Genomic DNA, 23,316 nt, shown 5'->3' on the forward strand with positions numbered 1-23,316 from the left:
CTAGCCGAGACACAAACCACCTTGGGCTCCGGCCCGTAGGGACTCGCATATGGGATTGCTCGACGGACTCAAGAGCGTCCTCGGGGTGAAAGCCGAGGCAGACGCGACACGCGACGCCGACCCCGACGACCTGTTCGGGATGAGTACCGCCTACATCACGATGGAGGCCGACCTGGGGTACGAGCCGACCGGCGAGGCGGCGCTGTGTTTCGCCGACGTCGACAGCACGGACTTCCAGGACGCCGTCGACGAGGTCGAATCCATCCTCGACGCCGGGATGGTCGAGACGGGCACACGGGCGACCTTCCAGACCGACGACCACGGCTACCAGTGGGTCGTGCTGCACGACGACGACTTCGAGGACCTGCTCACGTCGATTCACTTCGCCGCGGACACGCTCGTCGAGCGCCGGTACGGGTCGCGCCTGCTCGCGGCCCTGTTCGCGTTCGAACACACGCGCGACAACCAGACCGTCTACTGGGTGTACTCCTTCCGCCGGGGCGCGTACTACCCGTTCGCGCCGGACCCGCACGACAGCCACGAGCGCAACACCTCCGCGGAGTTCAAACTGGACAGCAACCTCAGCGACGAGATCTCCGTCGAGGACGACAAGGAGTACTGGTACCCGCTGTGGCCCGACCGCCCCGGCTACCATCCCTGGGAGTGAGATGGCCGATATCGCCGTCTACGACCACCTTCGACCGACGACGGCCGACGTTCCGCCCGGCGTCTACCGCGTGGTCGGGACTGCCAGTGAATCGGTGACGCTGCTCCGGGTAGCCGACGGCGACGGCCGTCGCGCCCACACCGGCGACATCCACACCGTCGCCCGGCGTGACCTCGACGGGTTCGAGCCGACAGAGAACCCAGACGGTGGCCGGCCGCTCGACCTCGCTCCGCGCTCGCTTGCGAAAAACGCCTACTGGTCGCTCCGGACCTTCCTCACGACGCTCGCGGCCGACCCCGTTCCCTCGACAATCGCGCTCACCCTCTTCGTCGTCGGGCGATTCGGTGGCGGGGTCGTCCCGCTCCCCGGGACGGTGCTGTTCGGGCTGTATCTCGCCGGACTGGGTGCGATAGTCTACATCGGCACCGGTCACTACTGACTCCGGAACCGGTCGCCACCGAACCCAGCGGTCCTCCCGCTCCCGGTACATACACGAGCCCGACAGCCTACCCCTTCACTTCTAAAACTCCCGGTTCCACTCCGAACCATCCCAACGCTATCCGGCACTTTCACTTTCACTTTGGTGTTAACGAGGCTTTATACCCCCGGACGCACAAGGCACGTCCATGTCCGCAAGTGAGGACCTCGAAGAGCTGCCGGGTGTCGGTCCGGCGACAGCAGAGAAACTCGAAGAGAACGGCTACGACTCCTATCAGGGGATTGCGGTCGCCTCCCCGGGTGAACTGTCGAACACGGCCGACATCGGCGAGTCGTCGGCGGCCGACATCATCAACGCCGCCCGCGAGGCGGCCGACATCGGCGGCTTCGAGACCGGGTCGACGGTGCTCGAACGCCGCGAGCAGATTGGCAAGCTCTCCTGGGGCGTCGACGAGGTCGACGACCTGCTGGGCGGCGGCGTCGAGACCCAGTCTATCACCGAGGTGTACGGCGAGTTCGGGGCCGGCAAGTCCCAGGTGACCCACCAGCTCGCAGTCAACGTCCAGCTGCCGGCCGAACACGGCGGACTGGAGGGCAGCGCTATCTTCGTCGACTCCGAGGACACGTTCCGACCCGAACGTATCGAACAGATGGTCAAGGGCCTCGCCGACGAGGTACTGGCAGACACGCTGGTCCTCCACGGCATCGTCGAGGACGAGGCCGACGCAGACCCCACCGACGAGGACCTGCTCGACGACCTCGTCGCCTCCGTGCTGGAGAAGATCCACGTCGCGAAAGCGTTCAACTCCAACCACCAGATCCTCCTCGCCGAGAAGGCCCAGGAGATCGCCAGCGAAAGTCAGGACGAGGAGTTCCCCGTCCGCCTGCTCGCCGTCGACTCGCTGACTGCCCACTTCCGCGCCGAGTACGTCGGCCGTGGCGAACTCGCCGACCGCCAGCAGAAACTCAACAAGCACCTCCACGACCTGATGCGCGTCGGCGACCTCAACAACACCGCCGTCGTCGTCACGAACCAGGTCGCGTCGAACCCCGACTCCTTCTTCGGCGACCCGACCCAGCCCATCGGGGGCAACATCCTCGGCCACACCTCCACGTTCCGGATGTACCTCCGCAAGTCCAAAGGGAACAAGCGCATCGTCAAACTCGTCGACGCGCCGAACCTCCCGGACGGCGAGGGCGTCATGCGCGTCGAAGAGGACGGCCTGCTGAACGAGTAACCGGGCGCCAGCGACCCCGGCGGTCTCTGCCAACTGTACCTGTTTTCCGCCGAATCGGTGTATGGGGTGGTCCCGCGGCTCGACCCCTCCGTTTCACCTCGAACCGGCTCCCGTCTCGCGTCTTGCCTTCGTCTGACGCACCGTGGTGAATGTGAAACTTCGCAACCCCAACCGCAAGACGGCGGTACATCTCCTCTCGAAACGAAGGGGTACCAGCCAGGAACCGACAGACGGCTGTCCGATTGCCGATAGCTTCTGGGGGCCAGTCATCGACTGGAGATTTCAATTTCCGACCGTGGTCGGTCCGATGGCTGACGGTTCGGTACGTGCTGGTGGAAAACCGGTCTCCAGCGGTGGAATCGGTCAGCTGTGGCCCGTGCGTCGGCGCTACGACGCCTCGCCGTCAGTCCCCGGCGTTCGGCGGCCGACTGCTGTCTCGGGCAGACACCCTCGACCGGTCAGTCGCCCGCCGTGTCTGCCGTGGCCTGTGCGTCGGCGCTCCAACGCCTCGCTGTCAGTCGCCCGCCGACTTCATGCCGGTCTCTTCGAGGTCCGCGCCGCCGACCGACGAGCGCAGGGCGTCCATCCCGTCGTCGCGGTCGATGCCGAAGTTGTCCCGGTACAGTTCCTGGACGCGGTCGTACTCTGCGTCGCTGAGTGGCGGCGTGTCGGGCGCGCCGGCCCACTCGTCGATGTCGGCGTTGGTCCGGAAGGTCGGGGTGACCGACGCCACTTCGTCGTTGTACAGCAGCCACTGGATGGCGGCCTGGCCCATCGTCCGTGCCCCATCGCGTTCGAGGAACCGGAGCTCCTCGACCTTCTCCCAGCCGGTCTCGTACCACTCGCTCGGCCGGTGTGCGCGGTGGTCGCCCTTGCCGAGTTCCGTCTCGGGGGTCACCTGCTCGTTCAGCAGGCCCGAGGAGTGTGGGACCCGAGCCAGGACCGACGTGTCGGCGTTCTGCTCGCGGATGGTGTCGATGAAGTGCTGACCGGGGGTCTGCTCGAAGAGATTAAAGACGGTCTGGAGCGCGTCGAACTCGTTTGCGACGGCGGCGTCGCCCTCTGCGAGCCAGCCGATGGAGGGGCCCAGCGCCCAGCCGATGGCCTCGACTTTCCCCTCTTCGCGGAGTTCGTCCAGCGCCTCCAGCACGTCCTCGTCGACCTCGTCGACGTTGGCGTTGTGGAGCATCAGGAGCTCGACGTGGTCCATGCCGAGGCGGTCGAGCGAGCGGTCGACGGCGGTGTGGACCCACTCGGGCGTGACCTTCTTCGGGAGCTCGCCGTGGCCGGCCTGTGGGTTGTTGTAGAAGTCGTAGCCGATCTTCGTCGAGACGGTGACCTCCTCGCGGTGTTCCGCCAGCGCCTCGCCGATGATCTCCTCGCTGTCGCCGTGCCCGTACACGTCGCCAGTGTCGAAAAACGTCACGTCCTCCGCGAGTGCGTGCTGGACCATGTCGATAGCGTCCTCGCGAGTGCGGTCGCCCCACCAGTCCGTGCCGACGACCCAGGCACCGAACCCGACTTCCGAGACCTCGACGCCGGAGTTTCCGAGTGTCGCGTATTCCATACCCGACGTAGCGGCGCTGTCCACTTAGCCGTCTTGGTTCGCGGTGTCGGACCGCGTCCGGATGCGGAGCTGGGGGGTCGCGATGTGCTCAAGCAGTTCGACCGCGCCGTACTCGCGGCGGACCCACCAGTACAGCGCGGCCCCGCCGACGCCGAGCAGCGGGAGAGCGATGAGCCCCCCTTCGGGTCCGAACTCGCCGCCGGTCACCAGCGTGGGGCCGGTCGCGTCAGTCGAGAGCAAGGCGACGCCCATCCGGAGCCCGCTGACGGGGAAGCCAAACAGCGCGAGCGTGTAGTTCCAGGCGACGTGGAAGCCGCTTGCGAGTCCGAGTCGCCCGGTCAGGACGTAGCACGCACCCAGCAGGAGGCCGTAGAGAGTGATGTTCGCGACGCTGAGCAGCGACGCGCTCGGGTTGGTCCAGTGGAGGACGCCGAACAGCGCGCCCGTCAGTGCCGTCGCGGCGATGACCGCGCGCCGCGTACCGACCCAGCCGGCGAGCCCCTCGGCCGCGTTCGTCAGGAGATAGCCGCGGACGAGCACCTCTTCGGCGGTCGCCTGCACGAGGAAGAACGCCCCCAGAACGAGGACGGCGACCGCCGGTCCGAACGCGGTCAGGGGGAGCACCCCGCTGTCGACGGTCGCGAGCGCGACGCTGACCTCCACGAACCCGGCGGCCAGTTCGACACCCAGCACCAGTGCCGGGAGCCCGACGCCGAGCGCGAGGCCGAAGGCGGCGTCGCGCCACCACTGCCGATCCAGGTCCAGCCCGTAGTCACCGAGCGACCGCCGGTCGAGCAGATAGCCGATACCGACAGCGACGGCCGTTCCGGCGGCGAAGACGCTGATCTGCCGACCGACGACGAACACCGGTCCGGAGAGGTCCGCCACCTCGCTCAGTACTCCCACCAGCCCCGCGAAGACGACGAGGCCGAACCCGGTGAGGAACAGCCAGACCGTGACCCGCCACGGCGCTCGCAGCCGGCGCTCCGCGGGATTGACAATGTAGCGCCGTATCTCCATGATGAAGTCCGACCTGACCATGTCATCGCCTGGAACGGCGGCGTCTTAACTGTGGCTTGCTCGCCGGAACCAGTGTCACACGGTGTCGTGACACGAACGTTACCGGGTAGGTCTCACGTAACGGAAACCCCTATCTGCCCGCGAGGCCACGTACCCGACATGACGAAGCGTCACGTGTCGCTGCCACCGCTCGCCGAAGAGGGGCTCAGAGCCTTTCTCGACGAGGTCGACGAACGCCTCTCCGGTGACGAGGACACCTGCGATGTTGTCACTGACGTGCTGGTCGACCTCCACGGCGACCGGGAGGCCTACGAGCGCTGGCAGGACGGCGCGGATATCTCCCCGGCCGAGCGGGTCCGACTCCAGGGCTATGACCCCTGTAACACGACCCTCGAAAGCGAGTACTACGCCGAGAAAGACGAGGAGCGGTTCAAACGCTCGAAACACCTCCAGTGGCTCTGGCGGCAGTTCGACGCGACGCCGATGGCGGACAACGTCGAGTTCGGGCTCCGGTTCCGTCGGATGCTCGCCGACCACCTCTTCGAGTCCTGTGGCGAGGGCTGTCGCTTCTTCAAGGGCATCTCCTTCACCTACGGCCACAACATCGAGGTCGGCGACAACGTCGTCGTCCACGACGACGTCCACCTGGACGACCGCGGGAAACTCACCATCGGCGACCGCGTCTCCATCTCCGACGACACTCACATCTACAGCCACGACCACGACGCCGTCGACCAGACCCACGTCGACAACTACCACACCATCATCGAGGACGACGTGCGCCTGACCTACGATTCGATGGTCCGTGCCGGGGTGAAGGTCGGCGAGAACGCCATCCTCGCGGCGAAGTCCATCGCCGGCAAGGACATCCCCGCCCATCACGTCGCCGCCGGCACGCCGGCGAAGTCCCTGACGGTCAAGGACGGCTGGGAGTCCGTCGCGGAGCCGATTGAAGGGGCGAACGTCGACCGCCGCGCCGAACGACAGCTGTCCGTTGAGCTGCCCGAGGACCTACAGCAGTTCGACGAGTTCCAGCGCGACCTCTCCCCGCCGGACCGCCAGTAGTCAGCGACGGCAGGTCACCAGTCCGTTCTCGCCCATCCGAACGCCTTTCTCCGGGACTGACCAACAACGGCCATGCACAGCGTCGCCATCAACGTCGGAGCCAACACCAACGAGCCCGGCTTCCGCGGCCCGTTGTTTCCCGACGGCTCCTTCGAGTACATCCCCATTCCCGAGTCGAAGCCGACCAGCGAGCCCGTGCCGACCTACGGCGACCTCGACCTGCGGACCGACGTGTCCGCGGTGGCCGACCGTCCGGTCCACTTCGACCCGGAGTTCCCGGAGGCCGGCGGCGACCGCTACACGTACGGGGACGAACACGGCGTGAAAGCGGGCCCGCTCTCGGAACTGTCGGCCGGCGACTACCTGTTTTTCTACGCGACGCTGTCGACGGCCGACGAGCGCCCCGCCTGGGCGTCGCCGGAGTGGGGCGCCCACGTCATCGGTCACTTCCGGCTCGCTCGCGACGCGGTGGCCGGCGAGGAGTACCGCAATCTCCCCTCCGGGGAACAGGCCCAGTTTGCCTCGAACGCCCACGTGAAACGGGACCCCTTCGACGCTCGCGTTCTCATTCGTGGCAACGCCGACGGGTCGCAACTGTACGACACAGTCGTCCCGCTGTCGGCGCCAAGCGGCGGCACCGACGCGAACGAACTGGTCACAGAACTATCGTCGGACTCGGGGAAGGGGCCGTGGTGGCGACGGCCGATGCGGTTCGACGAGGCCGGCACGGAGCGACTGCTGGAACTGGCCGATAGCCACCCCAGCGCCCTCGAGCACTGACCCAGCCGAATGAGTTATCACCGGTGAAAATAGAAGGTGAAAGCATATGTCCAGACGGACTCAGGTAGCTGATATGCGTCTCTCTAGCGGGGTCCCCGGTTTCGACGAACTCATTGAAGGGGGGCTGCTCCCGAATCGCCTCTACGTGGTCAGTGGCCCGCCGGGCAGCGGGAAAACCACGTTCTGTTCACAGTTCATCACGCAGGGTGTCAAAGAGGGCGAGACGTGTCTCTACGTGACGATGCACGAGACCAAGTCGGAGCTCATGCAGGACATGGCCGGTTACGAGTTCGGGTTCGATCGGGCGATGCAGTCCGACGCCATCCAGTTTCTCAACCTCGTCACCGAGAGCGGGAAGCGAACCATCACGCAGTTCGGCAGCGAGGGCGGCCTGACGAACCGACTCGTCGCCTACATCAGACAGAACGACATCCAGCGGGTGGTCATCGACTCGACGATGCTGTTGCAACACTTCATGAACGACGTCAAAGACGAGATTACGGGCTTTCTGTCCGCGCTGAAACAGACGGACGCGACGACGTTGCTCATCTCCGAGATGACCGACCCGTCCTCGTACAGCGACGAGCACTACCTCGCCCACGGCGTCGTCTTCTTCCACAACTTCCTCGAAAACGGGAGCATGACCCGCGGCGTCCAGGTCATCAAGATGCGGGGCACCGCTATCGACTGTGACATCCGGGAGATCTCCTTCTCCGGCGCCGGACTGCAGGTCCACGCTGACCGGAAAGTGGAGACATGAACCGATACGAGCGCGAGTTCGGGACCGACTGGGAGACCCTCGACAAGGACGAGGGGACCGACCGGGCCTACGCCATCGGCGTCGCCGAGCGCCTCGGGGAGTACAACCGCGAGGAACTCGAAGCCATCTACGCCGAGATGTCCTCGGCGTACCACAAGAGCATGGTCGAACTCGCGTACGACGAAGGCCGCAACGAGGCCAAGGAAGCGGCGGAGACGACCAGCGCCGACCGGGACGCCCTCTGGGCCGACCTGATTAACGGCGAGAAAACGTACATCGAGGAGGACGACGCACCGACCGGCGGCCGCGACGGGCTGCCGCCGGCGCTTGAACCCTCGGAACTGCTGGACAGGCAGTCAATCGACAGCACCGACGCCGTCGACAGGCCGGACTTTCTCGATAGGTAGCCACTGTTGAGCGGTGCACTCTTCGCGTGCGCGTACGGAAATACCCTAGAGAGCGCTGTTGCTCGTCTGTGTGAAAATGAAGGAGACGGGAACCCCGTCCAGAGCTGGGACGACCGCGGTCAGTCCTGTGTGGCTACCGGGCCCCTAGAAGGAGACTTCGTCCGGCCCGTCTTCGCCCATGCAGATCGGGTCGCGGTCGGAGTAGCCCTTCCGGCCGATGGCCTTGCTCGAGACCCCCGAGAACGCCGCGAACTCGGCGTCCTCTGCGCTCTCGAAGATTTCCGGGGCCGACCGGCTGAGCGCGTCGCCCAGACGCTCGGTGCCGTTTGGCAGTTCGAGCTCCATGTCGCCGTCGCTCTCGATGATTTCCTCGGCGGAGATCGGGTAGTCGTACGATTGGAAGGCGTCCGTCGCGTTGCTTAACATTCGCATATCAGTCGAAAGTTCATGGTCGTTAATAAACCTTCACTATAGATAATCATAATATCCCTTAATGCGTATAAGGCACTCACGTGACGTGTGCGCACGACTCGTGTGCTCACCAGAAGCGGCTTCCTGCTGGGAGTCCTGTGAGTGGTATGGTCGTCGCTGACTTGCACGTACATACGGCCCGCTCTGACGGGACGCTCACGCTTGATGCGGTCCCGACGGCTGCAAAGCGAGCCGGCGTCGATGTCGTCGCCGTCACGGACCACGACCGACTCCAGCCCGGCCTCGACGGCCCCGTCACCCAGCGGGACGGCGTGACGCTTCTCCACGGTATCGAACTCCGCGTCGAAACCGGGACCCAGCGGCTGGACCTGCTGGGCTACGGCGTCGACCCGACCGACGAGCTCCGGGCCGAATGCGAGCGTATCCAGCGGAACCGCCGCGAGCGCGGCGCGCGCATCATCGACTGTGTCGAGGACCGCCTGGGCGTCTCGCTGCCCGTCGAACCGCGCGACGGCCTCGGTCGCCCCCACATCGCCCGCGCCATCGCCGAGGTGTCGGACCACTCCTTCCAGGCGGCGTTCGACGAACTCATCGGCGGCGACTGTCCCTGTTACGTCGCCCGGGAGGTCCCCTCCTTCGAGCGCGGCTGTGCGGTCCTCTCGGAGGCTTGCGGGCTGGTCGGCCTCGCCCACCCGTTCCGCTACCCCGACACCGCGGCCGCGCTGTCGAAGTGTGACTCGCTCGATGCCGTCGAACGCTGGTACCCGTACGGTCGCACGGTCGACGACAGCCTCGTCGACGACGTCATCGAGCGGTACGACCTCGTGCCGACTGGCGGCAGCGACGCCCACGGCGAGACGCTGGGCGGCACCGGCCTGGACGCGGCCGCCTGGGACCGGGTCGAAACGGCACTCGACGTCTGACAACCGGCAGACGGAACCCGAGGGTTCAATGTACTCCGGGACGACCTTACAGGTATGCAGTGTCACTACTGCGACCGTGAAGCCGACATCGCCGTCGAGAACGACGGCGTCAAGGTCGGCGTCTGCAAGACACACTTCCGTGAACAGATGGCGGAACTGGAAGACGCCGACTGGCTCCAGGACCTCGACGAGGAGCTCGATATCGACCGACGCGAGTGACCGCTGCTCTGTCTCTCTGCTGTACCGTCCCTCCCCAGTGTCACCGCTGTGGCCCGGTCTGACCAACCGTTAAGGACTGTCCGCTGTAGGTGGCACCTATGGAGAAAGTCACGATCGACGCCCTGGAATCGCGAATGGGGCCGGCGTCAGTCAAGCGGGCGCTCGCCGGGCCGCTCGGCACCGACAACATCGCGCTGAACTACTACGAACTGGCACCCGGCGAGTCCTTCGGCTTCGGGTACCACCGCCACCCGGACCAGGAGGAGGTGTTTCTCATCCGGTCGGGCACAGCCACGTTCGAAACGGAGGACGGCGAGGTGCGCGTCGAGGCCGGTGACGCCATCCGGTTTGCCCCCGGCGAGTGGCAACTCGGCCGCAACGAGGGCGAGGAACGCGTCGTCGCGCTCGCTCTCGGCGCGCCACAGGAGATGGGCGATACCGACATGCTCCGGCACTGCGAGGACTGTGGCGGTCGCACGCACAACTACATCGAGATGACGGACGACCGGGACGCGCTGGTGACGCGCTGCGAGGATTGTGACGCCGAGACCGGCCGGTTCACATGACCGTCCCGGCGCGGCGAGCGGTCAGTCGTCGGCCGCGGCGGAGCCGGTCGCATCACGTGTGCGACGCGCAGCGAACTCGGTGAAGTTGTCGAACAACTGCTTCGCCTCGCAGGCGGCGCGGTAGTTATCCTCGGTGACCCCGTCAAGCACCGCCTCGATGCGCTCCTCGGAGAGCTGGTCGTCCTTGCCTCTCGTCACTTCCTCGGCCGTCTCAGGGTCGTACTCGGGGTGGAACTGCACCGAGAAGACGTTCTCCTTCCGGAACCCGTGGACGCCGTACTCGTTCTCGGCGAACTCGGTCGCGCCCGGCGGCAGCTCGGCGACGCGGTCCGAGTGCGTCGTGAAGACGGTGAAGGACTCGTCGACGCCGGCGAGCAGCTCGTTCTCGCCGTCGTGTTCGACCGTCCGGTAGCCGATCTCGTACTCGTCCATCGCCTCGACGGTGCCGCCGAGCGCGTGCGCGAGCAGCTGGTGGCCGAAACAGACGCCCAGGAACGCGATGTCGCGGTCGACCGCGTCCGCGACCCAGGATTCGAGGTCCCGAATCCAGGGTTCGTCCCAGTAGACGGACGCGCGGCTGCCGGTGACCAGACAGCCGTCGAACGCGAAGGTGTCGGGCAGTTCGCGCTCGGTCACGTCGTACTCCACGAGGTCGGCGTCGAGTTCTCGCCGGAAGTTCCGGCGGTTATCATCGCCGTCGTGGGCCGCGTTCAGCAGGGCGATTCGTGGCCTCATTACCAGTACGGAGCGGCTCAAATCGTAAAAACATACGTATCGACGGCAGTGATTGCCGCTCACAGTGACGGGCGCTTCGGGGCCTGTGCTTTCGTCTCTCTCGCCTCGTCAATCGATGGGCAGACACACCGTGGCGTGACACGGGTGCAACGGCTATCGTAGCCGACCGAACGTTCAGAAGTGCCTCACTCGCCGCGGGCCGTCGCCGACTGTCCTCTGTGTATTACGTCTGGTCCGCTTCCGGGTTGTTCGTGCGCCGATAGGAGCCGACCATCTTCCACAGCGTGTCGTTGAAGTCGTCGTTGCTGGTTTCGCTCTCGATCTGGCGGTACAGGTTTTCCGAGACTTCGATGCGGGGCATCGAATGTGTATAGACAGTGGGAGTAAATAAATCTCCGCTGACACGGAATCGAGTAAAAGCTTCAGCGCACCGCTCTAGGGGCCGTATAACCATTTGGCCCCGAAGAAGACGAACCAGGCCATCCAGATACAGAAGATGACCAGCCACGTCCCGTACTGGACTGTCGGGTCCGGAACCAGGACGTACGCCACGATAAGCAGGGCGACGATGCTCGCCGCCGCTGTGGCGTCCCAGCGGTCCAGTGCGGGCGGTGTGACCATTGGGGGACTACTGCGAGATGCCGTACGTGCCGTCGTCCCAGTCGTAGACCCCGGTGTCGTAGACCGCCTGCTCGCGCTCGATGGCGTCGATGCGCTCGCGGTCGGCGGCGTCGAGTTCCCAGTCGAACAGCGCGAGGTTCTGCCGGACGTGTTCGGGCGAGGAGGACTTCGGTAGCACTACCACGTCGTTCTCGACCGCCCACTTCAGAATAATCTGGGCGGGCGACCTGTCGTATCTCTCGGCTAATTCCCGGATGACGTCGTCGTCGAACACCTCTGTCCGGCCGAGTGGTGCAGCCGCCTCGACGACGGTGTCGGTCTCGCGGCAGAACTCCACCACCTGGTCCTGGGTGTTCCAGGGGTGGTACTCGACCTGATTGACCGCGATGGGTACGTCGGCGACGTGCTGGGCGGCCCCGAGCTGGTACGCGCTGAAGTTCGAGACGCCGACGTTGCGGACCTTCCCCCGGTCGTGGAGCGTGGCCATCGCGTCCATCGTCTCGCGGATGGAGGTCGCGGGGTTGGGCCAGTGGACGAGATACAGGTCGAGGTAGTCGGTCCCGAGGCGGTCGAGCGACGCCTCGCAGGCCTCGATGACGGACTCGTAGCCGAGGTGCTTGGGCAGCACCTTCGACGTGAGAAACACATCGCCGCGGTCGTAGTCGGCCAGGGCCTCGCCGATCTCGGCCTCGTTCCGGTAGCCCTCGGCGGTGTCGACGTGGGCGTAGCCCGCGTCGAGACCGGCCCGAACGGACTCCTGTACGGTATCGCCGTCGATGTCCCACGTCCCGACGCCGACCATCGGGAGTTCGTCGCCACTCGGGAGCGTCACTGTTGGGGGTGTCACAGTTCGTGCCTCACTCCCCGCAGTCAAAACCGTTTCGCGCGCGCCGCGTCACGGGAGACGCCCGCTGTGTGTCTCACCCGGGAGTGGCGATACCGACCGGCTCGCCGGTGTCCGCGCTCCGGGCCAGCGCGTCCAGGGCACGCATGTTCCCCAGCGTCTCGGCCCGGTCGATGGGCGGCGTTTCTCCGCTCTCGACGGCGTCGGCGAACGCCTCGACCTGGAGCCGGTAGTGGTCCACCGGGTCGAACGTCTCGGTGACCTCGCGGCCGCCGACGCTGTAGGTCAGCGAGACAGACTGGTCGTGGTCCGGGCCGAAGCAGTTCGGCGCCTCGAGCCAGCCGTCGTCGGTCTCGACCCGGTAGTAGTCCCGGTCCGGTCCGTCGAGCCCACAGGAAACCGAGGCGACCCGCCCGTCGTCGTACGAGAGAACGCCGCTGAGGTTCGTGTCCACGCCGCTGTCCCGGGAATCTCGGCTGTGAGCGAACGCGCGGTCCGGCTCGCCCAGAAAGCCACGCGCCGCGCTGACGGCGTAACAGCCCACGTCCAACAGGCTCCCGCCGGCCAGTGCGGGGTCCAGCCGGATGTCGCCGGGGTCCGAGAGCGGGAATTTGAACGACGCGTCGACGGTGTGGACCTCGCCCAGCTCGTCTTCGACGATTTCCCTGGCCCGCCGGGTCCGCGGGTGGAACTGATACATGAACGCCTCCATCAGCGCGACGTCCCGGTCGGCACAGTAGTCGAAGAGGTCCGCCGCCTGGGCGGTGTCGACCGTCAGCGGCTTCTCACAGAGCACATCGAGGCCGTGGTCGGCGGCCCGCTGGCTCCACTCGGCGTGGAGCGCGTTCGGGAGCGGGTTGTATACCGCGTCGATATCCCCCTCGGCGAACATCGTCTCGTAGTCGCCGAAGGCGCTGTCGATGCCGAGGGCCTCGGCCACCTCGCTGGCACGGTCCCGGGACCGCGAGCTGACTGCCGTGACCGCGTGGTCGGACTTCTGGATGCCCGGAATCACGTCTTCGCGTGCGATTTTCGCAGTCGAAATAATACCAAAGCGCATACACGTATCCGACGCCACTCGGATAAACAATTACCGACCGTGGTCGTGGTGCCGTTCCGGCGCCCGCTCGCGACAGTCCGTTCGGGTACATTTTCGGAGAAATAGCCACTCTGGCCGACCACGGCGCTCGAACTGTCCGATTCGACCGGGACCTTGTCAGTACGGCTGGCTTCGGTCCGTGGGCTGGCGTTGCGGGCTACCGCTCGTCAGGTCGGCGACACACTGGCGGCAGAACTGGTAGTCCTGCTCGTTTCTCGCCCCGCAGTGGGGACAGTCGATGGACGCAGTGCTGTCATCGGTGGCGTTACCACGGCGCCCTTCGGTATCGCCCTGCCCGGTCGCACCGGCCGGGTCGCCCCGGTGCCGGTACGCGTACAGCATGGTCAGGACGTGGAGCCCCACGAGAAGCGCGATTGCGCCGTAGAGCCACTCGCTCACCATCATATGTTAGTGTACGGTAACATGCTACTTGAGGGTTGTGCCGAGTTACCAAAACTCGGCGATTTCGTGGGGTCTGGGGCCCTTGTCGGTGGCTGAGTGGGAACTCGAACCGTGTTCTGTGGGCCAGCCTTCAAATAGGACCACGCAGCCAGGGGGACCCATGCCCGCTCACACGCTCGGTGGTCCCTGATGGGTCGTCGAACGCTCGTGGCCGTCGCTCGACCCGACGGCCGCTACGACTGCCGGGTCGCCCACTGGGGCGTCGACGCCGATCCCCTGGCCCAGTCCCGACCGCTCGGGAACGGGTGGACGGGGTCGGCTGTTCTCGCTGCCATCGATGCCACCCACGACCAGCTGGTCGTGCTGGACGGGTCGGTCCGGACCTACGCCGTCTGCTGGCTCGACCCGACGCTGTCGGACCTCGACGACATCGTCCTCGCCCGCACTGAAGACCCCGACGCGTTCCGGGCCTGGTGGGTCGACCGCAAAGACGAGGCCTGTCGCGCCCTCGAACGCGCGGGCCGGGACCCGAAGACTGTCAAGCGCGCCCTGCTCGCGTCGCTCCGGAACCACGCTTCGTCCGTGCACTGCCCCGACGACGCGTCCTTTTTACGCGGGGGCCGCTAACCGCCGCCCGTGACCGCTGTCGAGACGCTGACCTATCCCGACCCCGCCGACGCGCTGGACCTCGCGTCGCGCAACGCCGACCGCGGCGCGCTGGTGACGCTCGTGGGCACCTGTACGGTCGAGTACGAGGGCCGAGCGGCCAGTTCGCTGGGGCCCGGCGACCGCCACGTGATGCTCAAGCCCGACGGGGCCGCGCTGGTCCACACCGACGAGGGCCAGCAGCCGGTGAACTGGCAGCCGCCGGGGTGTGAGCACAGCATCAGCGTCGACGACGGCTCGCTGGTCGTCCGCTCCACGCGGTCGACCCCCGAGGAATCGCTGGAGATCGTCTTCGGGACGGTCGCTCACGCCGCCGCCTTCGACGTGACTGACGCCAGAGACCTCGCGCTCACCGGGACGGAAGCAGACCTGAAAGACCGCATCCTCGAGGAACCGGCGCTGGTCGAGTCGGGCTTTACGCCGCTGGCGACCGAACGCGAGACGCCCGCCGGCGCGGTCGACATCTACGGCGAGGACGCCGACGGTCGGACGACGATACTCGAACTCAAGCGCCGGCGCGTGGGTCCCGACGCGGTCGGCCAGCTGGGTCGGTACGTCGACGCTCTGGAGCGTGACCTGCACGCCGACACCGAGGTCCGAGGTATCCTCGTCGCGCCCTCGGTGACCGACCGGGCGCGTCAGTTGCTCGCCGAGAGGGGACTGGAGTTCGTCTCGCTGGAGCCGCCGTAACTGCGCTCCTGTCACTCGGACGTGGCCGTCTCGTGCCCGCACTGACTGCCGCAGTCGCCACACAGGCAGGGCACGGAGCTACCCGTCTACGGTGACCGTTCCATCGGTGTCGACGACCACGCGGTGGCCGCTGTAGTCGAACGCGACGTGTCCGTCGGTGTTCGAGTCAGCGATACACGCAGTCAGAGCGCCCGGATTGATCGTGTGGGCCAGCGGCGGAAGGGTTCTGGCCGGTTGTCCTTCCGCGGCCGCCACGGCGCGAACGACTGCGGTGACGATGGACTGGTCGGTGCCGTGAGTTTCTATGACGGGTGGGGATGTTCCAGACACAGTTCTCTGTTCCTGGTGCTAGACTTATTCTACAGGCGTAAAGTTCAGTGTGGCTAGCATAGTGAACGCTGAAATCACAGGGCAGGCCAACATTCTTGACGGGATGTCGACTACGCCCGTGTATGGCTCAACAGCCTGGTGACGGCCGGGCGGTTACCCGTGTGGAGTTTGCCCTCTCTGATGGGTCCTATCCCTTCGTATCGGTGTCTGCGGCCGAATCGTGTTCGGTGATTCTGGAGAAGTGCCTTCCACAGAGAGACGACACGTACGCGGAGTTCTTCTCGGTCGAGGGCGCTTGCCCCGACCGCCTTGTCGAGTACGTCGAGGACGACACCGGTGACGCGCGGGTGCTCGACCGCACCGACGACGGCGGGCTCGTCGAGCTAGACGTACAGAACAACTGTCCCGTCGTCTCGCTGGCGGACGCCGGTGCGGTGCCACAGACAGCCCGGAGCGTCGACGGGCAGGGGACTGTCGTGGCCGACGTGCCACGGCAAACCGAGACGACGGCGGTCATCGATTCGTTCCTGGCGGCCCATTCGGACGCCGAACTCAAAGCGAAGGAACAGCGCGAGTCCATCGTGCCGCTGTTCGGGTTCCAGAACTACGCGCCCCACACCGACTCGCTGACCGACCGCCAGCGGGAGGTCCTCGCGACGGCCCACGAAGCGGGATACTACAACTGGCCCCGGGGAGCGACGGCCGCGGACCTGGCTGACCGTCTCGACGTCTCCGAGCCCACGCTCCACAAGCACCTGCGGGCCGCCGAACAGAAACTCGTCGCGGCCATGTTCGCCTGTCCGCACGACGAACCGGTCGCCGACGGCGATAGCTGACCGGCGCTGTCAGTCGAGCCGGTCCTGCAGGTCCGCAAGCGCGTTCATGGCCTCTATCGGGGTCATCGTCGCGACGTCGAGCGACGCCAACTGCTCTGCCACCGACTCCGGCAGTTCGCCCTCGACGGCGGCCCCGTTCGCCTGAAGCGCCTCCTGTGTGTGGCCGCCAGATGCAGCCTCGCCGGTCGAAGCCGCCGCCGTTCCGTTCTCCGCCGTGCCCGGCGTCTCCGCGGCGGCGGAATCCGCGTCGGAGTCTGTCGCTGTCTCTGATTCGGCAGGCGCTCCCGGCTTATCCACGCCGGAGTCGGCCGCCTCGGCATCCGCCAGGAGGGACCGCGACCGCTCGACGACGGACTCGGGCACGCCGGCCATGCTCGCCACCTCGACGCCGTAGGAGGCCGCTGCGGGGCCGGGCGCGAGTTCGTGGTCGAAGCGGACGTCGCCGTCCTCGCGGCTGGTCTCGAAGTGCCGGTTGGTCGCCCCGGGCAGCGCCGCGGCGACGGCCGTCAGGTCGTGGTGGTGGGTCGCAAACAGCGTGTACGCGCCGACCTCGTCGTGGAGGTACTCCGTGACGGCGCGGGCGATAGCCAGCCCGTCGGCCGTCGACGTGCCCCGGCCGACCTCGTCCAGCAGGACCAGCGAGTCGGCGGTCGCCGCGTCGAGAATCGTCGCCAGTTCGGTCATCTCGATCATGAACGTCGAGCGGCCGCCGGCGATGTCGTCGCTGGCCCCGACGCGGGTGAACACGCGGTCGAGGATGGGGAGGTCGGCCGCCTTCGCCGGGACGAAACTGCCCGCCTGTGCGAGCAGACAGATCAGCGCGACCTGGCGCATGTACGTCGATTTCCCGCTCATGTTCGGCCCCGTGACGACGGCGAGGAAGGGGTCGCGCCCGTCGTCGGTCGCTCCGTCACCCGCCGCCGGGAGCGGCCCGCTGCCGAGCCGCGTGTCGTTGGGGACGAAGGCGTCCTCCGTCCGCTCGACGACCGGATGGCGGCCGGCGGTGATGTCGATGCCGTCGCCGCCGACGGCGGGTCGGCAGTAGCCGTACTGCGCCGCGACCTCGGCAAAGGAGACCAGCACGTCCAGGCGGGCCAGCCGGTCGGCCAGCGCCTGCACGCGCTCGGCCTCGTCGGCCACCTCGTCCCGGACCGCACAGAACAGGTCGTACTCGAGGTCGTCGGCCGCGCTCTCGGCCCGCAGAATCTCGTCCTCGCGGTCCTTGAGTTCCGGCGTGTAGTAGCGCTCGCTGTTTTTCAGCGTCTGGCGGCGCTGGTAGTCCTCGGGGACGGCGTCGAGGTTGGCGTTTGTCACCTCGATGTAGTAGCCATGCACCGAGGTATGGCCCACCTTCAGCGAGTCGATGCCGGTCCGCTCGCGCTCGCTCGCCTCCAACTCGTCGATCCACTCTTTGCCCGACTGCTCTGTCGAGCGTAGCCGGTCGAGTTCCTCGTCGTAGCCCTCCCGGATGACGCCGCCCTCGGTCACCTGCTGTGGCGGGTCGGGGCGAACCGCCGCCTCGATCTCCTCGCGGGTCTCGGTCAGCGGGTCCAGCGTGGCGTGCAGGTCCGCGAGCAAGCGGGCGTCGGCGTCGGCGAGCTGGTCCCGGATGTCCGGGATGACCGACAGCGTCGCGGCCAGCGACCGGAGGTCCCGCGCGTTCGCCCGGCCACGCGAGACCCGCGAGATGAGCCGCTCCAGGTCGTACACGTCGGAAAGCAGGCCGGCGAGGGCCTCCCGGGTCGCCGGGTCGCGCTGGAGCTCCGCGACCGCGCCGTGGCGGGCCTCGATGCGGTCCGCGTCGAGCAGCGGCCGGCGGAGCCAGTCGGTCAGTTTCCGCCGGCCCAGCGCACACGCCGTCTCGTCGACCGTGTCCACGAGCGTGCGGTTCTCGTGGCCCCGCACGGAGCGTCGCTCGAACAGTTCGAGGCTCTCGACGGCGACGGCGTCGAGCAGCATGTACTCCCGCGGGTCGTACCGCGTGAGGTGATTGAGGTAGTCGAGCGTGCCGGCGGGGTCCACGTCGGGGTCGACCGGCTCGCCGTCGGGACCGACCGCCCCGCTGCTGCCGCGGGTGTACTCAGCGTAGGCCAGCAGGCCGCCACAGGCCCGGATTTCCGCGTCGCCGGCGAGCAGGCGCTCCGGCGGGCCGAAGTACTGGGCCACGCGGTCCTCGGCGCGCTCCCGGCCGAAGGCGTCCGCGTCGTAGCGTGTCACCAGACAGGCCGGGCCGAAGACGGCGTCCCGGTCCACGTCGACGTCCGGTCCGACGATGGCTTCTGCCGGGCCGAACCGGCTGAGTTCGTCGGCGACGGCCGTCGCCGAACCGACGCTTGTCGCGTAGCAGTCGCCGGTCGACACGTCGAGCAGCGCCAGTCCGTACCGCTCGCCTTCGGTCAGGGCGGCGACGTAGTTGTTGTCCGCCCCGCCCAGCAGCTCGCTCTCTGTCAGCGTCCCCGGCGTGACGATCCGCGTCACCGCTCGTTCGACGACGCCGCTGACCTCGTCGGGGTCCTCGACCTGGTCGGCGATGGCGACCCGATACCCCGCGTCCAGCAGCGTCTCGACGTAGGACTCGGCGTTGTCGATGGGGATGCCGGCCATCGGGTACTGGCCGGTCGAGTCCTCGCGCTGGGTCAGCGTAATCTCACACAGTCGGGCGACCCGCTGTGCGGCCGCACAGAAGGCTTCGTAGAAGTCCCCGACCTGAAAGAGGACCAGGGCGTCGTCGTACTGCCGGCACAGCTCGTAGTACTGTGCCATCATCGGCGTCAGGTCCTCCTCGAGCTCGGCCATCTGCTCGGGCGGGCCAAGCGCAGCGTCCATACCGGTGGGCAACAGCCGCCCCCTCATAGGCGCTCCGCTCTCCTGTGCGTGACGTGACCGCCCGGGATGACACTGCGGCCGCAACGCTGGTGTTTTATCCGGTAATAACGGCTCTGTTGAAATACTCAGGGAATTACATGTTCGCCATGTAATTCGACGAGATGAAGGCCCTCCCGAAGTCGCAAATTCTCCGGTTTACTGAGAAGGCGATCCATCTGGCACGCCGAGCGGTTTCTCGATACTCCTCGAAGTTCTCCAAACATCGCTATACACTTCCCCAGCACGTTGTTCTGCTCTGTCTCAAAGTTCGAAAGAATACAACCTACCGTGGCCTGCTTGACGAACTGATCGAGATGCCACGCATCCGACGAGCTCTTGGACTAGCCGAGCTTCCTACGTCATCAACGCTCTGTAAGGCGTTCAATCGACTTGATATGGCCGTGTGGCGTGTCATATTGACCCTCTCAACGACGCTACTTCCGACGAGCGGTGTCGTTGGAGTTGATGCGTCAGGGTTTGACCGCAGTCATGCTTCGAAACACTACACGAAACGAGCTGAACTCACCATTCAACAGCTCAAAGCGACGCTGCTGGTCGATACGAAAGTGAACGCAATCCTCGATCTACACGTGACGACGACACGAAAACACGATAGCCAGATTGCGCCGTCGTTGATCAAGCGCAACCCCGAGGATATTGGCATTCTGCTCGGTGACAAAGGCTACGACGATCAGAAAATCAGACGGCTCGCCCGGCAACACGAGGTTCGGCCACTGATTAAGCATCGTGAGTTCACATCACTCCACAAGGCATGGAACGCACGCTTAGACGCTGACCTCTACGGACAACGGAGTCAATCCGAGACTGTGAACTCAACGCTCAAGCGAAAGTACGGTGCGTTCGTCCGCTAACGACGATGGTGGAAACAGTTCTGTGAACTCGCCATTGCTTGTCTCATTCATAATGTAGATCGATCACTCTGAGCGGTCAATTCAGGGCGCGTACTGCACGAACATTCTCGATGAGCAATGCCGTAACTTCGTCCGCGATGGTGACGGGAGTGAACTCGAGAAGCGAGTTTTCTTGAGAACTGTTACCTCTGAAACGACCACATCACAGCCGCCGCTTGTTGTTCTCGTCGTATGCTCTGAGATCCTGCGCCGCGAGTTCGACCGTTCGTTTGATGCGCTTTTGTTTGGTCTCGTCCGTCTTAGCCTCCTCAACGGCCGCGACGAATGCGTGCTGGTCCGTGTTCGAGCAGTCCTGGAAGTTCTCCCAGGCGGTCTCGTTCTCACGCAGCGCCGCCTCAAGTTCGGCCGGAATTTCGTGATCGTCGCCGAGCCGATAGGCAGCCGCCCACTCGCCCGACTCCGTCGCCGCGTCGACGAGTTCCATTCCGGCCAGGGTCATCTTCCCCGCCTTGATCATCGCTGCGACCCGCTCCTTGTTCGCCTTCGACCACTTGCTGTCGGAGCTTCTGGGCGTAAACCGACGGGTGTACGTCTCGTCGTCGATACCCTTGACCAGACCGTCGATCCATCCGAAGCAGAGCGCTTCCTCGACCGACTCCCCATACCCGATACCAGATCTCTCGGCGTCGGCCTTGTAGTAGCCTACCCACAGCTCTTTTTTCGTGTTGTGGTGCCCTTCCAACCAGGTGCGGAACTCGTTACGAGAGTCGAAAAATAGTAGGTCCATGGATCACCAAAGACTCCCCGCGTCTATAACCCTAGTCGGCCTTGTTGAAATCCGCGGTTGTTGATAGTTTGTCGGAGCCGTGTTGAATATCGAGGCTGAGTTCAGCACGTCTTTACTCTTTGATTTGCACTTGAGAAATTGGGTAGATTGAGCGGAGGAATGTACAGATTCGTCGCTTCGCGATTTACGCTTCCTGTTGGTCCCACACGAAACCGAGTGCCGCTCCGAGCGCCATCCCGACCCCGATTCCGAGACCGATATTATCGATGGCCACCCCCACGGCGACACCGAGAGCGAGGCCGACGCCGACGCCAAGCGCAACTCCCTGTCCCGTTGTTTCTGAGTCAGACACGGTGGGAAGGGAGTTCCGTCGAGGGCATAAGCTTACGCTCCCCCACTTTCGTTCGGTGGCGCCAGTCTCCCGTGACCGATACGCGCTGTGAGTTCAGCACGACTGCAGACATCTCACCGAGTTCTGTCAGTATCAGCGTGCGAGAGACAGAGGATTCACTCAGCGCCCCGTCCATGTTCGTCTCACACCACCATCGGTCGCATCACTCCTCACGAAGGGACGCGGACGCCTCACGGCCGCCTGCGCCGAGTAGGAGGACACCGAGCGCGACGAACCAGACGATCTGGGTAAGCCCGAAGATGCCACCGCCGATCTCACTGAGTGCTGGAATCGCCGAGAGGATGCCTGCAGTCCCAACCACGAACCCGAAGTAGTTCACCAGTCGGTGGAGCGCCCGCGCTCGCAGCGCAGCGACGCTCACGAGCAGTGTCCAGAGGCCGCCGATAATTTCATTGCCGCCGCCCAGTCCGTCGATGACCGGGCTCACTGCCAGCCAGACCGTAGTCGCCTGCGTCGGGTCGGTACTGTAGAGATCAACGACGACGCCCGTCGCGAGGGTGGCAATCATCCCGCTGGCAATGACGAGACCAGCCCAGATGAGGCCGAATGTAGTCGTCGCTCGCATAAGCATCGGTGCGTCGGTTTTGAGCCGTTCGTGGAGCGCCAGAACGAGCGCCACCAGTACGATACCGAAGACCACGTAGATGAGTAGGTTCATCGCGTACAGACTCGTCTCGTTCGCGACGAACAGTTCGACCTCTTGGAGCGCCCCGGTGACGCTCGGGAAATCAAGGATGACGAGGAAGTACGCGAAACCGGCCACGTAGATGGCTGCCTCGGTGAGCGCGGCCAACCCACCGACACGCAGGTAGTTCCACCGACTCACACTGGTCGGCTGCTCGATACTCTCGACTGCCTGGTTAGTGTCGCCTTTATTTGCTGACATTTCCGGATATCTCTTGTTGCGGAACGCGTCACATAGTGATGCGTTTCACGCACCGTATGCGCGAAGAGAAATGGATGACTGCGAACGGGAATCCGGTTTCAAGCAGCCCTCATGCTGGGCTAAACGCACAGTGTGTGCTATTATTCCGTACCATAACTCGGGTACCCAGACAAATATATTTGTTGTTGTCTTTACATTTCACACTTACACAAAGTGGGTGCGGCAAAGTTACGCTACACGCCTGTTGTCCCTTCTGTGGGTGATAGTCCCACGCGGATGTACTGGTGCTCTCGGCGACAATGAGTGTCGGGTCGATATGATGCACGACGCATTTGATGACGAGTTCGGGGGAGTGCTTCCACCAACAGTGCGATTCCACGAAACTGTCCGGGACGCTGTTCTCTCCCATTCGAATGGTGCAGTCTCGGCCAGTCTCGCGTGACCGATACGCGCTGTGTATCTCGCACGGCTATCGGAAGATCTCTTTGAGCTGGTAGAATTCTTGACGATCAATACGCACCCTTCAGCGACTGGGTGTTTCATCCCAATTTATGTCTGAAGAATGGGATTTCAACAGAGCCGGCTGTTCATAATTTCTGTTCACTAACTAAACACGACGGCTGCGACCGACCACTGATTTTTATACCGGCCCCGAAATATTATTCGTATGTCACGTCGCGCCAACTACGCGCTCTGTCAGTTCCAGCAGCACCTCGGCCCGTCGGCGGACTCGCTCGACGTTCCCTGGGCCGAGTACACCGGGAACTCGACCGACCCGGTTTCCTTCGAGCTCCCGACCTCCGAACCGGCGGACCCGTACGTCCAGATGCAGGTGTACGACGTCGAGGATTTCGACCACGATATCGTGGTTAACGGCGAACCGCTGTCGGGGTTCGACATCGCGCCCGGTGAGGGGTGGCAGCTCTGGATGGATACGATTGCGCCCGAGCGACTCCAGCTCGGGTCGAACACGGTTCAATTCCGCCGGAACCCCGACTCCAAGGACGCCTTCGTCGTCGGGTCGGTTACGGTCCACTGGACGGAACCCGTCGAATGAATATATAAACAGGTCGTCACCGCCCTGATGGGGCGTGCCAACAGCTACCACTGTTGACGGACAGTACTACCTCAGTCGGGTGGTTTCACCTGTTCTGGCTGGGACAACGGGTGACCGGCGAGCACCCTATAA

General features: G+C 65.1%; 28 protein-coding genes and 1 pseudogene. 15 read left to right on the forward strand and 14 right to left on the reverse strand.

The window, feature by feature from the left end; translation table 11 throughout:
- The first annotated feature begins 49 nt into the window (after positions 1-49).
- The 3 genes from KZ498_RS04775 (at position 50) to radA (ending at position 2,343) form a co-directional block, all read left to right on the forward strand.
- The gene (locus KZ498_RS04775) at positions 50-667 is read left to right on the forward strand and encodes a PspA-associated protein PspAB (RefSeq protein ID WP_312617237.1); all 618 of its coding nucleotides are present in this window, start codon (positions 50-52) and stop codon (positions 665-667) included.
- Between the two features lies 1 nt (position 668).
- Positions 669-1,106, forward strand: coding sequence for a hypothetical protein (locus KZ498_RS04780; RefSeq protein WP_312617238.1), 438 nt, complete (start codon positions 669-671; stop codon positions 1,104-1,106).
- Between the two features lie 187 nt (positions 1,107-1,293).
- Positions 1,294-2,343 carry a DNA repair and recombination protein RadA gene (gene radA, locus KZ498_RS04785; RefSeq protein WP_312617239.1) on the forward strand — a complete coding sequence of 350 codons (1,050 nt, stop codon included), beginning with the start codon at positions 1,294-1,296 and terminating at the stop codon, positions 2,341-2,343.
- A gap of 514 nt (positions 2,344-2,857) precedes the next feature.
- Here radA and KZ498_RS04790 read toward each other — a convergent pair.
- Positions 2,858-3,910 (reverse strand): aldo/keto reductase, encoded by a 1,053-nt coding sequence (locus tag KZ498_RS04790; RefSeq protein ID WP_312617240.1) that lies wholly within the window; start codon positions 3,908-3,910, stop codon positions 2,858-2,860.
- A gap of 24 nt (positions 3,911-3,934) precedes the next feature.
- Positions 3,935-4,951, reverse strand: a complete 1,017-nt coding sequence (locus tag KZ498_RS04795; RefSeq protein ID WP_312617241.1) for a type II CAAX endopeptidase family protein — start codon at positions 4,949-4,951, stop codon at positions 3,935-3,937.
- 138 nt (positions 4,952-5,089) lie between these two features.
- Here KZ498_RS04795 and KZ498_RS04800 point away from each other — a divergent pair, with 138 nt between their 5' ends.
- The 4 genes from KZ498_RS04800 to KZ498_RS04815 all read left to right on the forward strand — a co-directional run bounded on the left by KZ498_RS04800 (position 5,090) and on the right by KZ498_RS04815 (position 7,942).
- On the forward strand, positions 5,090-5,995 hold the full coding sequence (locus KZ498_RS04800) for an acyltransferase (RefSeq protein ID WP_312617242.1): 906 nt from the start codon (positions 5,090-5,092) through the stop codon (positions 5,993-5,995).
- Between the two features lie 72 nt (positions 5,996-6,067).
- Positions 6,068-6,775, forward strand: a complete 708-nt coding sequence (locus KZ498_RS04805; protein WP_312617243.1) for a hypothetical protein — start codon at positions 6,068-6,070, stop codon at positions 6,773-6,775.
- A 73-nt stretch (positions 6,776-6,848) separates the two neighbouring features.
- Complete coding sequence (locus tag KZ498_RS04810) at positions 6,849-7,535, forward strand: ATPase domain-containing protein (RefSeq protein ID WP_312617245.1); 687 nt, start codon at positions 6,849-6,851, stop codon at positions 7,533-7,535.
- The gene (locus tag KZ498_RS04815; RefSeq protein ID WP_312617247.1) at positions 7,532-7,942 is read left to right on the forward strand and encodes a hypothetical protein; all 411 of its coding nucleotides are present in this window, start codon (positions 7,532-7,534) and stop codon (positions 7,940-7,942) included. Before KZ498_RS04810 ends, KZ498_RS04815 begins: the two co-directional genes overlap by 4 nt.
- Before the next feature lie 144 nt (positions 7,943-8,086).
- Here the strand turns inward: KZ498_RS04815 and KZ498_RS04820 are convergent, their stop codons facing one another.
- A complete protein-coding gene (locus KZ498_RS04820; protein ID WP_312617249.1) occupies positions 8,087-8,374 on the reverse strand; it encodes a DUF2795 domain-containing protein in 288 nt (95 codons plus the stop codon).
- Positions 8,375-8,520: 146 nt separating this feature from the next.
- On the opposite strand from KZ498_RS04820, the gene KZ498_RS04825 reads away from it, so the two are divergent.
- The 3 genes from KZ498_RS04825 to KZ498_RS04835 all read left to right on the forward strand — a co-directional run bounded on the left by KZ498_RS04825 (position 8,521) and on the right by KZ498_RS04835 (position 10,082).
- The gene (locus tag KZ498_RS04825; protein WP_312617251.1) at positions 8,521-9,297 is read left to right on the forward strand and encodes a PHP domain-containing protein; all 777 of its coding nucleotides are present in this window, start codon (positions 8,521-8,523) and stop codon (positions 9,295-9,297) included.
- A 54-nt stretch (positions 9,298-9,351) separates the two neighbouring features.
- Positions 9,352-9,516 carry a DUF6757 family protein gene (locus KZ498_RS04830; RefSeq protein ID WP_310895090.1) on the forward strand — a complete coding sequence of 55 codons (165 nt, stop codon included), beginning with the start codon at positions 9,352-9,354 and terminating at the stop codon, positions 9,514-9,516.
- Between the two features lie 98 nt (positions 9,517-9,614).
- On the forward strand, positions 9,615-10,082 hold the full coding sequence (locus KZ498_RS04835; RefSeq protein WP_312617256.1) for a cupin domain-containing protein: 468 nt from the start codon (positions 9,615-9,617) through the stop codon (positions 10,080-10,082).
- A gap of 21 nt (positions 10,083-10,103) precedes the next feature.
- On the opposite strand, the gene KZ498_RS04840 is transcribed toward KZ498_RS04835, so the two are convergent.
- The 6 genes from KZ498_RS04840 to KZ498_RS04865 form a co-directional block, all read right to left on the reverse strand.
- Positions 10,104-10,817 (reverse strand): type 1 glutamine amidotransferase, encoded by a 714-nt coding sequence (locus KZ498_RS04840; protein ID WP_312617258.1) that lies wholly within the window; start codon positions 10,815-10,817, stop codon positions 10,104-10,106.
- Between the two features lie 223 nt (positions 10,818-11,040).
- Entirely contained in the window at positions 11,041-11,178 is a 138-nt protein-coding gene (locus tag KZ498_RS04845; protein WP_312617261.1) for a hypothetical protein, read from the reverse strand.
- A 74-nt stretch (positions 11,179-11,252) separates the two neighbouring features.
- On the reverse strand, positions 11,253-11,438 hold the full coding sequence (locus tag KZ498_RS04850) for a hypothetical protein (protein WP_312617263.1): 186 nt from the start codon (positions 11,436-11,438) through the stop codon (positions 11,253-11,255).
- 7 nt (positions 11,439-11,445) lie between these two features.
- Entirely contained in the window at positions 11,446-12,240 is a 795-nt protein-coding gene (locus tag KZ498_RS04855) for an aldo/keto reductase (protein ID WP_312617374.1), read from the reverse strand.
- A gap of 118 nt (positions 12,241-12,358) precedes the next feature.
- The gene (locus KZ498_RS04860; RefSeq protein WP_312617265.1) at positions 12,359-13,342 is read right to left on the reverse strand and encodes a Gfo/Idh/MocA family oxidoreductase; all 984 of its coding nucleotides are present in this window, start codon (positions 13,340-13,342) and stop codon (positions 12,359-12,361) included.
- A 156-nt stretch (positions 13,343-13,498) separates the two neighbouring features.
- The gene (locus KZ498_RS04865) at positions 13,499-13,786 is read right to left on the reverse strand and encodes a zinc-ribbon domain-containing protein (protein WP_312617266.1); all 288 of its coding nucleotides are present in this window, start codon (positions 13,784-13,786) and stop codon (positions 13,499-13,501) included.
- 186 nt (positions 13,787-13,972) lie between these two features.
- Between KZ498_RS04865 and KZ498_RS04870 the strand changes: the two genes are divergently transcribed.
- Both KZ498_RS04870 and nucS read left to right on the forward strand, forming a co-directional pair.
- Complete coding sequence (locus KZ498_RS04870) at positions 13,973-14,410, forward strand: DUF6735 family protein (protein ID WP_312617267.1); 438 nt, start codon at positions 13,973-13,975, stop codon at positions 14,408-14,410.
- 9 nt (positions 14,411-14,419) lie between these two features.
- The gene (gene nucS, locus KZ498_RS04875) at positions 14,420-15,139 is read left to right on the forward strand and encodes an endonuclease NucS (protein ID WP_312617268.1); all 720 of its coding nucleotides are present in this window, start codon (positions 14,420-14,422) and stop codon (positions 15,137-15,139) included.
- Positions 15,140-15,217: 78 nt separating this feature from the next.
- Here the strand turns inward: nucS and KZ498_RS04880 are convergent, their stop codons facing one another.
- Complete coding sequence (locus tag KZ498_RS04880) at positions 15,218-15,469, reverse strand: HalOD1 output domain-containing protein (protein WP_312617270.1); 252 nt, start codon at positions 15,467-15,469, stop codon at positions 15,218-15,220.
- Between the two features lie 122 nt (positions 15,470-15,591).
- Here KZ498_RS04880 and KZ498_RS04885 point away from each other — a divergent pair, with 122 nt between their 5' ends.
- Positions 15,592-16,305, forward strand: coding sequence for a helix-turn-helix domain-containing protein (locus KZ498_RS04885; protein WP_312617272.1), 714 nt, complete (start codon positions 15,592-15,594; stop codon positions 16,303-16,305).
- Between the two features lie 9 nt (positions 16,306-16,314).
- Here KZ498_RS04885 and mutS read toward each other — a convergent pair whose 3' ends face one another.
- Entirely contained in the window at positions 16,315-19,131 is a 2,817-nt protein-coding gene (gene mutS / locus KZ498_RS04890; protein WP_312617273.1) for a DNA mismatch repair protein MutS, read from the reverse strand.
- 161 nt (positions 19,132-19,292) lie between these two features.
- Between mutS and KZ498_RS04895 the strand changes: the two are divergent.
- Positions 19,293-20,114, forward strand: a pseudogene (locus KZ498_RS04895) (IS5 family transposase).
- Between the two features lie 130 nt (positions 20,115-20,244).
- Here KZ498_RS04895 and KZ498_RS04900 read toward each other — a convergent pair.
- From KZ498_RS04900 to KZ498_RS04910, 3 genes are all read right to left on the reverse strand, one after another.
- Entirely contained in the window at positions 20,245-20,829 is a 585-nt protein-coding gene (locus KZ498_RS04900; RefSeq protein WP_312617274.1) for a YdeI/OmpD-associated family protein, read from the reverse strand.
- Positions 20,830-21,013: 184 nt separating this feature from the next.
- A complete protein-coding gene (locus KZ498_RS04905; protein ID WP_312617275.1) occupies positions 21,014-21,181 on the reverse strand; it encodes a hypothetical protein in 168 nt (55 codons plus the stop codon).
- Positions 21,182-21,383: 202 nt separating this feature from the next.
- Entirely contained in the window at positions 21,384-22,127 is a 744-nt protein-coding gene (locus KZ498_RS04910; RefSeq protein ID WP_312617276.1) for a hypothetical protein, read from the reverse strand.
- Positions 22,128-22,794: 667 nt separating this feature from the next.
- Here KZ498_RS04910 and KZ498_RS04915 point away from each other — a divergent pair.
- Positions 22,795-23,184, forward strand: a complete 390-nt coding sequence (locus tag KZ498_RS04915) for a hypothetical protein (RefSeq protein WP_312617277.1) — start codon at positions 22,795-22,797, stop codon at positions 23,182-23,184.
- Positions 23,185-23,316: the final 132 nt, after the last annotated feature.

Source organism: Haloarcula sp. 1CSR25-25, from assembly GCF_032027985.1.
Lineage (GTDB): Archaea > Halobacteriota > Halobacteria > Halobacteriales > Haloarculaceae > Haloarcula.